The organism is Paraburkholderia humisilvae, from assembly GCF_902859855.1.
GTDB classification, from domain to species: Bacteria; Pseudomonadota; Gammaproteobacteria; order Burkholderiales; family Burkholderiaceae; genus Paraburkholderia; species Paraburkholderia humisilvae.
In genome coordinates this window covers 1-14,674 of sequence record NZ_CADIKH010000047.1, presented here as the reverse complement: position 1 = coordinate 14,674, position 14,674 = coordinate 1, and the positions used below count along the sequence as shown (strand labels likewise).

Below are 14,674 nucleotides of genomic sequence, written 5' to 3'. Positions count from 1 at the left end.
CCAGGCCCGTATGAGAATCCAAAAAACCCGACACGCAAATCGGGACAATCACCAATCTTGTGCAATGAAGCCCGTCGTCCGTGCGTTTGCGCTTATTTGCTGCGCCGCAGCGAAATGGGGCGGCAACGATGCCTGGGCGCGAGACGGTCGGCGATTCCCGCATACAATCCGCATTAAACGACGGGATTAATGAGGGACCCCAATGAATGTGACGCTGCGGCAATTGCGCGTCTTCATCGAAGTCGCGCGGCTGCAGAGCTTTAGCCGGGCCGGCGACGAAATCGGCTTGACGCAGTCCGCGGTGAGCCGCTGTGTGCGCGAACTCGAGGCGGAGCTCGGTCTGAAGCTGATCGACCGGACCACGCGCGAGGTTCAGTTGACCGAGGCCGGTGGCAATCTGATCGCGAGCGTGTCGCGCCTGCTGACCGACCTTGACGACGCGTTGCGCGAGATTCGCGAAATCGGCGAGCAGCGGCGCGGACGCGTGGTCGTGGCGGCCAGCCCGACGATCGCGTGCCGCCTGATGCCGCAGGTGATTGCCGCGTGCGGCCGGCAGTTTCCGTATATCGCGCTCGGCTTGCGCGACGATGTGCAAAGCGATGTCGTGCGCAGAGTGAAGTCCGGCGAAGTGGACTTTGGCGTGGTCGTTGGGCCGATTGCCGCCGAAGACCTGCTGACCGAGCCGCTAATGACCGACTCGTTCTGTTTCGTGTCGCGCGCCGATCATCCGCTGGCGAAGCGCCGGCAGGTCGAATGGAAAGCGCTCGACGGACAACGGCTCGTGATGCTCGACTACGCGTCGGGGAGCCGGCCGATTATCGATGCGGCGATGGCCGAGCACGGCGTGCATGCGACCGTCGTACAGGAGCTGGGTCATCCGGCGACGGTGTACGGCCTCGTCGAGGCGGGCATTGGCGTCAGCGTGCTGCCGTGGCTCGCGTTGCCGCTGCCCGCCGACGCGACGCTGGTGGCCCGGCCGCTGACCCCGCGCGCGGAGCGCACGGTGGAGCTGGTGCGGCGTCGTGACCGGTCATTGTCGCCGGCCGCCGAGGCGGTATGGAGCCTGATCACGCAAGTGCCGGCGCGCACTGAAGATCTGCATTGAGCACGGAATGTGCGCCGATGCTCGCACCAGAGGCTCACGCGAGCGCGGGCGCCATGGTATTCGGCCGACGTGTGCTGTTGCCTCATCACATCGCTTCACACCGCGTGAACGGTCGGGCGAACGGCCTTCCCGATGTAAACTGTCGCCTTTCCGATGATCTTGCCTGGATGGCGCGATGAGCGAAACGGACCTGTCCCCAGCCCTCTTGCCCCATGCGCGCGACGCGGTGCGCGCGCTGCGGCCGTCGCAGATTCGCGAAGTCGCGAACGCGGGCCTCGGGCTCGACGACGTGCTGCCGTTCTGGTTCGGCGAATCCGATCGCGTGACGCCGCTCTTTATCCGCGACGCCGCGAGCGCGGCGCTGGCGGCCGGTGCGACGTTCTATACGCACAATCTCGGCATTGCGCCGTTGCGCGCGGCGCTCGCCGGTTACGTGAGCGCGCTGCATGGCGCGACGGCAGTTGATCACGTCGCGGTGACGAGCGCCGGGGTGAATGCGCTGATGCTCGCCGCGCAACTGGTGGTGGGGCCGGGTGATCGCGTGGTCGAGGTCACGCCGCTGTGGCCGAATCTCGTCGAGATTCCGAAGATTCTCGGCGCGCATGTCGAAACGGTGGCGCTCGACTACGGTCCGCGCGGCTGGACGCTGGATCTCGAACGGTTGCTCGCCGCGTTGACGCCTGGCACGAAGCTCCTGATGCTGAACTCGCCAAACAACCCGACCGGCTGGGTGATGACCCGTGACGAGCAGCGCGCGGTGCTCGACCATTGCCGGCGTCATGGCATCTGGATCATCGCGGATGAGGTGTACGAGCGGCTTTACTACGCTGGTGAGGGGCGCAGCGTGGCGCCGTCGTTCCTCGATCTGGCTTCGCGCGACGAACGGGTGATCTGCGTCAACTCGTTTTCGAAGGCGTGGCTGATGACAGGGTGGCGACTCGGCTGGATTGTCGCGCCGGCGCCGTTGATGGACGATCTCGGCAAGCTGGTTGAATACAACACGTCATGTGCACCGGCTTTCGTGCAGCAGGCCGGGCTCGCCGCGGTTCAGCAGGGCGAGGCGTTCACGCAGCAACTGGTCGGCGAACTGAAGGCGTCGCGCGATCACCTCGTGCGGGCGTTGTCGGCGCTGCCGGGCGTCGACATCAAGGCGCCGGCGGGCGCGATGTACCTGTTTTTCTCGCTGCCGGGTGCAGCTGCCGGCAGTCTCGCGCTGTGCAAGGCGCTGGTGCGCGATGCGCGTATCGGGCTTGCGCCGGGGAGCGCGTTTGGACCCGAAGGCGAAGGCTTCGTGCGCTGGTGTTATGCATGCGAAACCGCGCGGCTCGATGAAGGCGTCGCGCGGCTGCGAGGCTTCCTCGAAGGACGGCGCGCGATCTAAGCGGGCTCGCGTGGCCGCGAGCCTGCCGATCCCGCGCATGCAGGCCGACCTGACGTCGTCGTGTTGCCGCTGTCATATGGCGCTTTCCAGCCTTTCTTCGCGGTTCAGGCCATTGTCATGGGGCCTCCGCCGTGGTTGAACCCCGCAATTGAACTCCTTCGGACCCCGTCGGCTTTACGCACTGAATCTTTTTGCGTAATATGGCAGCCAGTCACGCGGTTCCTTTCCGGAATTTCGCTGCTCCGTCGTCCGGCTGGGTATGGCCTGAATGCCAGTTTGCCTCCCCCCGGTGCGTGCTCCCATCAATATGACCGATCAAAATCGGGCGAGCGCGTCTTCTGTTCCACTATCGTCTGCTTGTCGTCTGTTTGATCCGGTTCTTTTGACCACAGGGTCTGACCTAGCTGCATGAATACCCAAGAGGCGAAGATCGTCCTCGAGACTGCATTGATCTGCGCGCAGGAGCCATTAAAGCTCGGTGAGTTGCGTAAGCTCTTTGCCGACAACGTGTCGGCAGATACGGTTCGCACGTTGCTTGAAGACCTGAAGCAGGAGTGGTCGGGGCGCGGCGTCGAGCTGGTGGCGCTGGCGTCGGGCTGGCGGTTCCAGAGCAAGCCGGGCATGCGCACGTATCTCGATCGTCTGCATCCGGAAAAACCGCCGAAGTATTCTCGCGCGGTACTGGAGACGTTGGCGATCATCGCTTACCGGCAACCGGTGACGCGCGGCGATATCGAAGAGATCCGCGGCGTCACGGTGAACACGCAGGTCGTCAAGCAGCTCGAAGACCGAGGCTGGATCGAGGTGATCGGTCATCGCGATGTGCCGGGTCGACCGGCCTTGTACGCGACGACGCGTCAGTTTCTTGACGACCTGGGACTGAAGGCGCTCGACGAACTGCCGCCGCTCGACGATCCGTCGGCTCAGGCGAACGTCGATCTGCTCGCGCAGCACTCGATCGAATTCATGGACGGCGATGCGCCCGACGCGCAAGCGTCCGGCGACGCGGTGGCGTCGAGCGGGGAAGCAGGCGAACACGACGCGTCGACCGGCGAAACGGGGCAGTCTGAAGCGGTGCAGCGCAGTATGGCGGCCGACGATGCGGCGACGTCTGAGACAATTGGGCAAGCCCTGTCGCGTGAAGCGGAATCGAACGACGCGACAGCGGGCGTAGCGGCCGACACCGCCGTGCCAGGCTCGGGGTTTGCGCAGCATAGCCCCAGGAACGATGCACCGCGTGATGAAAATCTCGCGGCGGATGCGGATGCGGGCGATGCCGATCTGATTGCAGAGGCGGGGGTCGCAGGGGAAGCAACCATCGGCCACGCCGCACGCGAAGTAGAGCGCGCAGCGGACACAGCGGAAGCGCACGCGCATGAAGGCGCACGTGAAGCCGCGCATGAAATCGATCAGGTGCCACACGGCGCCACCGGCGACACGGTGCAACCCGCCGCCGATGCACTGAATAAGGAATCGGCCTCCGCCGCGGCCATGCAGGAACGCGGCGAACTTCACGATGAACTTCACGGCGAACCGAGCCGCGATCATCGTGGCGAACTTCGCAGTGAAGCGGAGCAAGCAATCGGGCCGCATTCGACTCATGTGGCGCCGGGTGGTCCGCAAGACCGCCGCGACGCTGCGCAGGACGCGGGCGTGGTGACGGACGACGAGCCCGAGTCACGTAGCGCCTGACGTAACTGAACCTATATACCGCGCCCGCAACGGGCGTGAGACCTGACATTTTGAGGTTGTTTTGACTGACATCCACGATACCGATTCGCCCGAATCCGAGCGCGCGGTTCGCCCTGCGCCGGCCGATGACACGCGCACGGCGCCGGCGCCAGCGGGCGCCGCGGAACGTACCAGCGGCGCGAGCGGCCCGGGTGGCCCAGGCGAAGGATCCGACGCGGAAGGCGACGAGCGCCCGCGCCGCGGGTTGCGCCGCGGCCCGCGCAGTCTGATCGCGCGTCGCCGTGCGGGCGCGAAGGGCAAGGCGGGTGCCGAGGGCGCCAAGGCGCAGCCGGCACCAGTTGTGCCCGAAGCGCCGCCGGACGGCGAGGTCGTCGCCCAGGTGCGCATGCCGCGCAAGGACGCCGCCGCAAAAGGCCAAGGCGGCCGTCGAGCGGGTGGCAAGCGCGACGGGCAGCAGCGCGGCGCCGCACCGCGCGAAGGCGCGCGTCAGAACCGCGGCGGTCCCGGCCAGAGCGGCCCGCAAGGCGCGCCGGACGCCGGGGCGGACGACGATCTGTTTTCGTATGTCACGTCGCCGGCGTTCGATGCGGACAATTCCTCGAACGGCGGCCCAGGCGGCGGTGTGCGTGCGCCGATGCTGCGGCGAGGCCGTCCGGCGCAACCGAAACGCGTACTCGCGCCGGACGACGACGCCCCGAAACTACACAAGGTATTGGCGGAAGCCGGCATGGGTTCGCGCCGCGAGATGGAGGAGCTGATCGTCGCCGGTCGTGTGTCCGTCAATGGCGAGCCGGCGCATATCGGCCAGCGCATCATGCCAACCGACCTGGTCCGTATCAACGGCAAGCCAGTCAAGCGCAAGTTGCAGAGCAAGCCGCCGCGCGTGCTGCTGTATCACAAACCGGCTGGCGAGATCGTCAGCCATGCGGACCCGGAAGGCCGTCCGTCGGTATTCGACAAGCTGCCGCCGATGAAGAGCGCGAAGTGGCTCGCGGTCGGCCGGCTCGACTTCAATACCGAAGGTCTGCTGATGCTGACGACGTCGGGCGATCTGGCGAACCGCTTCATGCATCCGCGCTATAGCGTCGAGCGCGAGTATGCGGTGCGCGTCGTCGGCGAACTCGCTGAGGGGATGCGGCAAAAGCTGCTAAGCGGCGTCGAACTCGACGACGGTCCCGCGAACTTCCTGCGCATCCGTGACGGCGGCGGCGAAGGCACGAATCACTGGTATCACGTCGCGCTGGCTGAAGGACGCAACCGCGAGGTGCGTCGGATGTTCGAGGCGGTCGGCCTGATGGTGAGTCGCCTGATTCGCACGCGGCATGGTGCGATTTCACTGCCGCGCGGTCTGAAGCGTGGTCGTTGGGAAGAACTCGAAGACAACCAGGTGCGCAGCCTGATGGCGTCGGTCGGGCTGAAGGCGCCGAGCGAAGAGAAGGGCGGCGGGCGCAATCCGGCGCAGGAACGTCGCCAGCCGGATCCGATGCAGACGTCGATGGGCTTCATTCATCGCGAGCCCGTACTGATGTCGCATGGCCGTTTCGATCAGCAACAGCAGCGTGGCGGCGGTGGCCGGCGCGGCCAGGCAGGCGGTAGCGGGTTCGGCGCACTCAACACCGGTCCCGGCGGTGGCAATTTCGGCAACCGCGGCGGTAGTCGCATCGAGGGGCGCGCGAACAAGGGTGGCCGTGGCGGGCGTGAGATTGACGGCAATCGTGCGCCGTCAGGTGGCGGCAATCGCGCGGCAGGCGCGGGCAACAGCAACAATCGCGGTGGCAGCCGCGCACTGGGCGGCGGTAACGTCAACCGTGGCGGCAACGCGAATCGCGGCAGTAATCCAAACGCAAACGGAAACGGAAACCGCACGCCGCGCGGCCGCACGCGCGGCCGATAGGCGCGTGGCGTGGATCACGCGTAGTCGGAGCGAGGTCCACGGGCCGGATGACGCGGCCTACGGGCCTGGCGCGAGTTAACTGGAATAAAGGGCGCCAAACACCTTCAAACGTTGTCGGCCGATCCCGATCCTTTCCGCCACGCCTTTTTGCTTTTCCCCCTCGATTGACGCTGAAGCAAGCGCGAATGCGCCTCCCGGCGGCTTCGCGGTTTGCGTTTGTCCTGAAAAATGGCTACAATCACAAAGTCGCTGGGCGTGCGGTTGCGAGTCTGGTTTCTGCGTGCGGCTCAGGTGCGACCACCGGCAATAAGATGATGGGCGTTTCGCCCATTTTTTTTTGCCGCGCAAGTTCGCAATCAATGCGTACGACATGTGGTTCGGCATCCCGGGAAGCACGGAAAGCACAACGCGCGTCGGCCTGGCGCGGCCCGCTGTGGTGGTGTTCGATGGCAGCTTTGTGGCAGGTTCCGGCAACCTCGCCGGGCAACCCCACTGCGGCAACTCCGTCTGTGGCAACCCGGCAGGCGCGCCGCGCGAACATCTAGAGGGCATTGTGCAATTGACGGAACTGATTGAAACGACGGTCGTGGGCCTTGGCTACGAGTTCGTCGATCTTGAGCGCACCGGGCGCGGCATGCTGACTGTGTATATCGACCAGCCTGCCGGCATCGCGATCGAAGATTGCGAAAAGGTCACGCGTCAGCTCCAGCACGTTCTGACGGTCGAGAACATCGATTACGAGCGGCTCGAAGTATCGTCGCCGGGGCTCGACCGGCCGCTCAAGAAACTGGCGGATTTCGAACGCTTCGCGGGCAGCGAGGCGGTGATCACGTTAAAAAGGCCATTGGACGGACGTAAATCGTACCGGGGTATTTTGCATGCTCCGCAAGGCGAGACGATCGGTCTTGAATTTGAAGGGAAGGAAGGCGCCGCCATGCTGGATTTCACGCTGGCGGATATCGATAAAGCACGCCTCGTTCCGAAAGTTGACTTTAGGAGCCGCAAACAATGAGTCGCGAAGTGTTGATGCTGGTGGATGCGCTGGCACGCGAGAAGAACGTCGACAAGGACGTCGTATTTGCCGCACTGGAAGCGGCGCTCGCCTCGGCATCCAAGAAACTCTTCGACGAGGACGCGGACATCCGCGTTCATATCGACCGTGAGAGCGGCGAGCACGAAACGTTCCGCCGTTGGCGCGTGGTGCCCGACGAAGCGGGTCTGCAGGAGCCGGACCAGGAAATCCTGCTGTTCGAAGCGCGCGAGCAGAAGCCCGATGCGCAAATCGACGACTTCCTGGAAGAACCCGTGCCGTCGATCGAATTCGGCCGTATCGGCGCGCAGGCCGCGAAACAGGTGATTCTGCAGAAGGTTCGCGACGCGGAGCGCGAGCAGATCCTTAACGACTTCCTCGAGCGCGGCGAAAGTATCATGACCGGCACGGTCAAGCGGCTCGACAAAGGCAACTTCATTGTCGAATCGGGCCGTGTCGAGGCGCTGTTGCGCCGCGACCAGCTGATTCCGAAGGAAAACCTGCGCGTCGGCGACCGCGTGCGCGCGTATATCGCGAAGGTCGACCGCACCGCGCGCGGTCCGCAGATCGAGTTGTCGCGCACCGCGCCCGAGTTTCTGATGAAGCTGTTCGAGATGGAAGTGCCGGAGATCGAACAAGGGCTGCTCGAGATCAAGGCGGCGGCGCGCGATCCAGGCGTGCGCGCGAAGATCGGCGTGATCGCGTATGACAAGCGCATCGATCCGATCGGCACCTGCGTCGGCATTCGCGGCTCGCGCGTGCAGGCCGTGCGAAATGAGCTGGGTGGCGAAAACGTCGACATCGTGCTATGGTCGGAAGATCCCGCCCAGTTTGTGATCGGCGCCCTTGCGCCGGCAGCCGTCCAGTCGATCGTCGTCGACGAAGAAAAGCACTCGATGGACGTCGTCGTCGACGAAAACGAACTGGCGGTCGCTATCGGCCGCAGCGGCCAGAACGTGCGTCTTGCTAGCGAATTGACCGGCTGGCAGATCAACATCATGACGCCGGACGAGTCTGCGCAAAAGCAGAATCAGGAACGCAGTGTCCTGCGTGACCTGTTCATGGCGCGTCTCGATGTCGACGAGGAAGTCGCCGACATCCTGATCGACGAAGGCTTCACGAGCCTCGAAGAGATCGCTTATGTGCCGCTCAACGAGATGCTCGAAATCGAGGCATTCGACGAAGACACGGTTCACGAGTTGCGTAACCGCGCGCGCGATGCGCTGCTGACGATGGCGATCGCGAACGAGGAGAAGGTCGAGGGCGTGGCGCTCGATCTGAAGAGCCTCGACGGCATGGATGCCGATCTGCTCGCGAAGCTCGCCGAACATCAGGTGCAAACGCGCGACGATCTGGCGGAACTGGCAGTAGATGAGCTGGTTGAAATGACCGGCATGGAAGAGGACGCCGCGAAGGCGTTGATCATGAAGGCCCGTGAACACTGGTTCCAGTGACAAAGTGACATGACCATGAACCACTGACCTGAACGCGGCAGGCTTTGATGTGTATCAAGGCCGCATGGCCGCACGACCCGATGCTAACCGCAAGGAATCGGTCCTTGCACTAAGAGGAATGAATGGCGAGTAACAACGTAGCCCAATTTGCCGCGGAACTGAAAATGCCTGCAGGCGTGCTGCTCGAGCAGCTGCAGGCGGCGGGCGTACAGAAAGCGAGTGAGGATGATGCCTTGTCGGAGACCGACAAGGCGCGTCTGCTCGACCACTTGCGCAAGTCGCACGGCTCGCAGGACGCCGACAAGCGCAAGATCACGCTCACGCGACGGCACACGTCGGAAATCAAGCAGTCCGACGCGACGGGTAAGGCTCGCACCATTCAGGTCGAAGTTCGCAAGAAGCGCACCTTTGTCCGCCGTGATGAATCGGCCGAGCACGGTGAGCACGCCCCTGCTCATGCGGCTACCGCCGAGGTCGAGGCCGAAGAACTCGAATTGCAGCGTCGCGAGGAAGAAGCGCGCCAGCAGGCCGAGCTGCTTGCGCAGCAGGCGCAGGAGCTGAAGGAGCGCCAGGAGCGCCTCGAGCGTGAAGAGGCCGAGCGCCAGGCGCGCGAACAGGCGGCTGAGGCGCAGCGTCAGCGCGCGGAGGAAGAGGCGGCGAAGAAGCGCGCCGCGGCGATGGCCGAAGCGGCTGCACGCGAGCAGCAGGCGGAAGCAGAGCGTGCCGCCGATCAGGAACAGGAAGACGAGCGCGCGGCAGCGGAACGCGCGGCGCAGCGCGAAGCGGCGAAGAAGGCCGAGGATGCCGCGCGTGCGGCGTCCGAGAAGGCGCGCGCCGAGCAGGAAGAGATTGCGAAGCGTCGTGCGGCGGCGGAAGCCGAAGCGCGCGCGATTCGCGAAATGATGAGCACGCCGCGCAAGGCAGCGCAGGCGAAAGCACCGGAGCCGGCGGCGGCGCAGAAACCCGTTGAGCCGCCGAAGACGGCCGAGGCGAAGGGCACGCTGCATAAGCCCGCGCGCCCGGCTGGCGAAGCACCGGCGGCGCGCCCGGCGGCGAAGAAGCCTGCCGCAGCGGCACCGTCGGCGACGCCGTCGGCACCGTCGGCGCCCAGCGGTGACAAGAAGAAAGCCGGCGGCAAGGCCGGCGGCTGGCAGGACGATGCGGCCAAGCGCCGCGGCATCAAGACGCGCGGCGACACGAGCGGCGGCGTCGATCGCGGCTGGCGTGGCGGACCGAAGGGTCGTGGCAAGCATCAGGAAGCCAGCACCACATTCCAGGCGCCGACCGAGCCGATCGTGCGTGAAGTGCATGTGCCGGAAACCATCACGGTGGCCGACCTCGCGCACAAGATGTCGGTGAAGGCTTCGGAAGTCATCAAGGTGATGATGAAGCTCGGCCAGATGGTCACGATCAACCAGATGCTCGACCAGGAAACCGCGATGATCGTCGTCGAAGAGCTGGGGCACCACGCGGTGGCCGCGAAGCTCGACGATCCGGAAGCGATGCTGGTCGAAGGCGAAGCGACCGACGCGGAAGCGCTGCCGCGTCCGCCGGTTGTCACGGTGATGGGTCACGTCGACCACGGCAAGACGTCGCTGCTCGACTACATCCGGCGCGCGAAGGTCGCGGCCGGCGAAGCGGGCGGCATTACGCAGCATATCGGCGCGTACCACGTCGAAACGCCGCGCGGCGTGATCACGTTCCTCGATACGCCGGGTCACGAAGCGTTCACGGCAATGCGTGCACGCGGCGCCAAGGCGACCGATATCGTGATTCTCGTGGTCGCCGCCGATGACGGCGTGATGCCGCAGACGAAGGAAGCCATCTCGCACGCGAAGGCGGGCGGGGTGCCGCTGGTCGTCGCGATCAACAAGATCGACAAGGCCGAAGCGAATCCGGAGCGCGTCAAGCAGGAACTCGTCGCGGAAGGCGTCGTGCCGGAAGAGTACGGTGGCGATTCGCCGTTCGTGCCGGTGTCGGCGAAGACCGGTCAGGGTATCGACGACCTGCTGGAAAACGTGTTGCTGCAGGCCGAAGTGCTTGAACTGAAGGCGCCGGTCGAGGCGCCCGCGAAGGGCCTCGTGATCGAAGCGAAACTCGACAAGGGCAAGGGCCCGGTCGCGACGATCCTCGTGCAGTCCGGTACGCTGAACCGCGGCGACGTCGTGCTGGCCGGCAGTGCCTATGGCCGTGTGCGCGCGATGCTCGACGAAACCGGCAAGGCGACGAAGTCGGCAGGTCCGTCGATTCCGGTCGAAATCCAGGGCCTGTCGGAAGTGCCGGCCGCGGGCGAAGAGATGATCGTGATGCCGGACGACCGCAAGGCGCGCGAAATCGCGTTGTTCCGTCAGGGCAAGTTCCGCGACGTCAAGCTTGCGAAGCAGCAGGCCGCGAAGCTCGAAAACATGCTCGAGCAGATGGGCGAAGGCGAAGTGCAGAACCTGCCGCTCATCGTCAAGGCGGACGTGCAGGGTTCGCAGGAAGCGCTGGTGCAGGCGCTGCTCAAACTGTCCACCGACGAAGTGCGCGTGCAGATCGTGCACGGCGCGGTCGGCGGCATCAGCGAATCGGACGTCAACCTCGCGACCGCGTCCAAGGCGGTGATCGTCGGCTTCAACACGCGGGCCGATGCGCAGGCGCGCAAGCTCGCGGAAACGAATGGCGTCGACATCCGCTACTACAACATCATCTACGACGCAGTGGATGAGGTTAAGGCTGCGATGTCCGGCATGCTCGCGCCGGAGAAACGCGAGGTCGTGACCGGCATGGTCGAAGTGCGCCAGGTGTTCAAGGTGCCGAAGGTCGGTACGGTGGCGGGCTGTATGGTCACCGATGGTGTCGTCAAGCGGTCGTCGTCGGTGCGCGTGCTGCGCAACAACGTCGTCATTCACACCGGCGAGCTCGATTCGCTCAAGCGCTTCAAGGACGACGTCCGTGAAGTGCGCCAGGGCTTCGAGTGCGGTATGTCGGTGAAGAACTTCAACGACATCGTGGAAGGCGACCAGTTCGAAGTTTTCGAGGTCACCGAAGTCGCGCGTACGCTGTAACCGGAGCGCCGCGCCACAGGGGCGGAGCGGGCGCTGAGCCGGCTCCGCCCTGTGTTTTTATGCCTGACTGAACATGCCGAAAAAACGCACTTCTCCCAATCGCAACGTACAGATCGCGGATCAAATTCAACGCGATCTGTCCGATTTGCTGCGCGAGGTCAAAGACCCGCGCATAGGACTCGTCACGATCCAGAGCGTCGAGTTGACGCCGGACTACGCGCACGCGAAAGTCTATTTCACGACGCTGACGGGCGATCCGGCGCAAACCCAGGATGCGCTCAATCATGCGGCGGGCCATCTGCATAACCAGCTCTTCAAGCGGTTGCATATCCACACGGTGCCGACGCTGCATTTCCACTACGACAAGACGATCGAGCAGGCGGTGCAGATGTCGCGCCTGATCGACGAAGCGAACGCGAACCGCGCGAAAGAAGACTGACACTGTCACGTGCCGGCTGACATGACGACCGCCTCTCCCTCCGCACCGCAGCGCCCGCGTGCGCCGCGCCGCGCGCTCGACGGCGTGCTGTTGCTCGACAAACCGGTCGGGCTGTCGAGCAACGATGCGCTGATTCGCGCGAAGCGCCTCTATCAGGCGAAGAAGGCCGGACATACGGGCACGCTCGATCCGCTCGCGTCCGGCCTGTTGCCGCTGTGCTTCGGCGAGGCCACCAAGTTCTCGCAGGATCTGCTGGATGCGGACAAGACGTACGAGGCGACGATGCGTCTGGGCATCACGACGTCGACGGGCGATGCGGAAGGCGATGTGCTGCAGACACGCGATGTTCATTGCGACGACGCGGACATCGCGGCCGCACTGGCGCAATTTCGCGGCGAGATCGTTCAGATTCCGCCGATGTATTCGGCACTCAAACGCGACGGCAAGCCCCTTTATGAATATGCGCGTGCCGGACAAACGGTCGAGCGGGAAGGGCGCCGGGTCACGATTCACAGGCTCGAATTGATCGCGTGCGCGCGGCCGGACGTGACATTTCGCGTGACATGCAGCAAGGGCACTTATGTGCGTACGCTGGCTGAGGATATCGGTGCGGCGCTGGGCTGCGGCGCGCATCTGATCGCGCTGCGGCGCACCGGCGTCGGCGCGCTGACACTCGAGCATGCGGTGACGCTCGATATGCTGTCCGATGCGGCCGAAAGTGATCGCGATCGCTGGCTGCAACCGGTGGATGCGCTGCTCTCCACATTTCCCGCGGTGCAGCTCGACGCCGAAGCATCACGCCGTTTCCTGCACGGGCAGCGGTTGCGTCTTGCGGAACTGTCAATCAGCGGCGCCGCGCTGTGCGCGCCGCGCGTGCGCGTCTATGCGGCCGTTGAAGGACGTCTGCTTGGTGTCGCGAAGGCGGGCGACGGCGTGCTCGCGCCGGAACGGCTGATCGTCACGGCGACGGCCTGAGCGCGCTGTCCGGCCGTCCGTACGATTATTTCTTGACGTCGTCCGGGTTGTACGTGACGTACAGCTTCGTATAGCCCTTCGTATCGTAGGTGCCGCTCCAGCCTCGGGGAATCGTGACCCCTTCGCCCGCATGGACGATCATCACCGAGCCGTCCGTCGAGGTCAGCGTGACGCCGCCGCTGATGAAATAAAGAAACTCGTTATACGGGTAGTCTTTGGTGACCTCGTGCAGCGGCCCGGATTGATATAGCCCGGTTTGGTATCCGCCATCTTTCGACGTAAACGTTACGACATCCGTCGTTGCGTTGCCGTCCTTCTTCTCATGCACCGCGCCCTTGCGTTGAAAGATCGAGCCGTTGATTTCAGGTTTCGTGATCTTGATCGGCTTGATCACTTCCGCTTGCGCGTGCGCGGCAACGGGGGAAAGCGCGACGCACATCAACGTCGCGCTGAAGGCGGCTATTCCGTTTGTCCAATGTCTGTTCATGGGTGACCCGCTAATGGCTGACCAGGAGGAGAAGGGTGTCGTGTCGCTTGTCGCAAACGCTAGCAATTGCGTATTGCCGCCACGAATCTACCGCCTCACGGTAACCGAGTCACGTCAACAATCGATGCGGATTCGCGGTGCGATGCGGCCGTTCGTGTCTGAGCACGCCGCTGTATAGGGTCCGCACGTTGCCGCATTATTCCGTGCACTCAGTGCACTTAATGTGCCGCAGAAGCCGCGGCGCCCGCATCGCCGCCGTGCGAGCGCTCCGGCTTCGTGATCCAGATCAGCGCAATCAGCGCGACAAAGATACCAGCCGAAATGTAGAACAGGTCGTTGACGCCCAATTGCGCCGCCTGTTGCGTCGCCATTGAGTTGAACAATCCGAACGCCTGTTCGTGGCTCAGGCCCAGCTGGTTCATCTGCTGGACTGCCGCATCGAACGTCGGGTTATAGGGATTCGCCTGCGTGACAAGCCGCGTGTGATGAAGAATCGTCCGGTGGTCCCACGCGGTCTGGAAAATCGACGTGCCGATGCCGCCGCACATGATCCGCACGAAGTTCGACAGACCCGATGCCGCCGGAATCCGGTTGCCCGGCAATCCGGACAGCGTGATCGACACGAGCGGAATGAAGAAACCCGCCATCGCCACGCCCTGGATGAGCGTCGGCACCGTCAGTGCAAACGTATCGACGCCCGTCGTATAGCGTGAGCGCATCCAGAAGCACAGCGCGAAAACCAGAAACGATGCGGTCGCGATATAGCGCGGATCGGTGCGCGGCAACACCTTGCCGGTGAGCGGCGACAGCAGGATGGCGAACAGACCGACCGGCGCCATGATGATGCCCGCGTCGGTTGCCGTGTAGCCGATGTCCGTTTGCAGCCAGAGCGGCAGCAACACGAGGTTGCCGAAGTAGAGCCCGTAACCGATCGATAGCGCGACCGTCCCGCCGGTGAAATTGCGCAGTTTGAAGAGCGACAGGTCCACGACCGGGTGATCGGCAGTCAGTTCCCAGACGACGAAGAACGCGAACGCGATCACCGCGATCAAGGTGAGCGCGATGATCGTCGTCGATGAAAACCAGTCGAGGTCTTTGCCCTTGTCGAGCATGACCTGCAGCGAACCGACCCAGGTGATCAGCAGCACGAGGCCGACCGTATCGATCGGC

At 64.3% G+C, this 14,674-nt stretch carries 11 protein-coding genes; 9 read left to right on the top strand and 2 right to left on the bottom strand.

The features are described 5' to 3' along the window. Positions 1–202 precede the first annotated feature (202 nt). The 9 genes from HV796_RS31545 to truB all read left to right on the top strand — a co-directional run bounded on the left by HV796_RS31545 (position 203) and on the right by truB (position 13,017). Positions 203–1,105: a LysR family transcriptional regulator gene (locus HV796_RS31545; RefSeq protein ID WP_175231742.1), complete on the top strand. Its 903-nt coding sequence runs from the start codon at positions 203–205 to the stop codon at positions 1,103–1,105. A gap of 175 nt (positions 1,106–1,280) precedes the next feature. Beyond that, positions 1,281–2,486, top strand: a complete 1,206-nt coding sequence (locus HV796_RS31540) for a pyridoxal phosphate-dependent aminotransferase (protein WP_175231740.1) — start codon at positions 1,281–1,283, stop codon at positions 2,484–2,486. 408 nt (positions 2,487–2,894) lie between these two features. After that, on the top strand, positions 2,895–4,178 hold the full coding sequence (gene scpB, locus HV796_RS31535; protein WP_175231738.1) for an SMC-Scp complex subunit ScpB: 1,284 nt from the start codon (positions 2,895–2,897) through the stop codon (positions 4,176–4,178). Positions 4,179–4,239: 61 nt separating this feature from the next. After that, a complete protein-coding gene (rluB, locus tag HV796_RS31530) occupies positions 4,240–6,072 on the top strand; it encodes a 23S rRNA pseudouridine(2605) synthase RluB (protein WP_175231736.1) in 1,833 nt (610 codons plus the stop codon). 553 nt (positions 6,073–6,625) lie between these two features. After that, on the top strand, positions 6,626–7,084 hold the full coding sequence (gene rimP / locus HV796_RS31525) for a ribosome maturation factor RimP (protein WP_175231808.1): 459 nt from the start codon (positions 6,626–6,628) through the stop codon (positions 7,082–7,084). Then, positions 7,081–8,556: a transcription termination factor NusA gene (gene nusA / locus HV796_RS31520; RefSeq protein WP_175231734.1), complete on the top strand. Its 1,476-nt coding sequence runs from the start codon at positions 7,081–7,083 to the stop codon at positions 8,554–8,556. Before rimP ends, nusA begins: the two co-directional genes overlap by 4 nt. Before the next feature lie 122 nt (positions 8,557–8,678). Further along, complete coding sequence (gene infB / locus HV796_RS31515) at positions 8,679–11,603, top strand: translation initiation factor IF-2 (protein WP_175231732.1); 2,925 nt, start codon at positions 8,679–8,681, stop codon at positions 11,601–11,603. A gap of 73 nt (positions 11,604–11,676) precedes the next feature. After that, positions 11,677–12,042, top strand: a complete 366-nt coding sequence (gene rbfA / locus HV796_RS31510; RefSeq protein WP_175231730.1) for a 30S ribosome-binding factor RbfA — start codon at positions 11,677–11,679, stop codon at positions 12,040–12,042. 21 nt (positions 12,043–12,063) lie between these two features. Continuing rightward, on the top strand, positions 12,064–13,017 hold the full coding sequence (gene truB / locus HV796_RS31505) for a tRNA pseudouridine(55) synthase TruB (RefSeq protein WP_175231728.1): 954 nt from the start codon (positions 12,064–12,066) through the stop codon (positions 13,015–13,017). A 25-nt stretch (positions 13,018–13,042) separates the two neighbouring features. Here the strand turns inward: truB and HV796_RS31500 are convergent, their stop codons facing one another. Together HV796_RS31500 and HV796_RS31495 are read right to left on the bottom strand one after the other, a co-directional pair. Beyond that, positions 13,043–13,504 (bottom strand): cupin domain-containing protein, encoded by a 462-nt coding sequence (locus tag HV796_RS31500; protein ID WP_175231725.1) that lies wholly within the window; start codon positions 13,502–13,504, stop codon positions 13,043–13,045. Positions 13,505–13,722: 218 nt separating this feature from the next. Next, a partial coding sequence (locus tag HV796_RS31495) for a DHA2 family efflux MFS transporter permease subunit (RefSeq protein WP_175231723.1) occupies positions 13,723–14,674 on the bottom strand: 952 nt, incomplete at its 5' end.

What these genes read in the sequence shown, in the direction of transcription:
- HV796_RS31500 (WP_175231725.1), bottom strand. Translation starts at nt 13,504, where the DNA reads ATGAACAGACATTGGACAAACGGAATAGCCGCCTTCAGCGCGACGTTG.
- HV796_RS31545 (WP_175231742.1), top strand. Translation starts at nt 203, where the DNA reads ATGAATGTGACGCTGCGGCAATTGCGCGTCTTCATCGAAGTCGCGCGG.
- scpB (WP_175231738.1), top strand. Translation starts at nt 2,895, where the DNA reads ATGAATACCCAAGAGGCGAAGATCGTCCTCGAGACTGCATTGATCTGC.
- rbfA (WP_175231730.1), top strand. Translation starts at nt 11,677, where the DNA reads ATGCCGAAAAAACGCACTTCTCCCAATCGCAACGTACAGATCGCGGAT.
- nusA (WP_175231734.1), top strand. Translation starts at nt 7,081, where the DNA reads ATGAGTCGCGAAGTGTTGATGCTGGTGGATGCGCTGGCACGCGAGAAG.
- truB (WP_175231728.1), top strand. Translation starts at nt 12,064, where the DNA reads ATGACGACCGCCTCTCCCTCCGCACCGCAGCGCCCGCGTGCGCCGCGC.
- infB (WP_175231732.1), top strand. Translation starts at nt 8,679, where the DNA reads ATGGCGAGTAACAACGTAGCCCAATTTGCCGCGGAACTGAAAATGCCT.
- HV796_RS31540 (WP_175231740.1), top strand. Translation starts at nt 1,281, where the DNA reads ATGAGCGAAACGGACCTGTCCCCAGCCCTCTTGCCCCATGCGCGCGAC.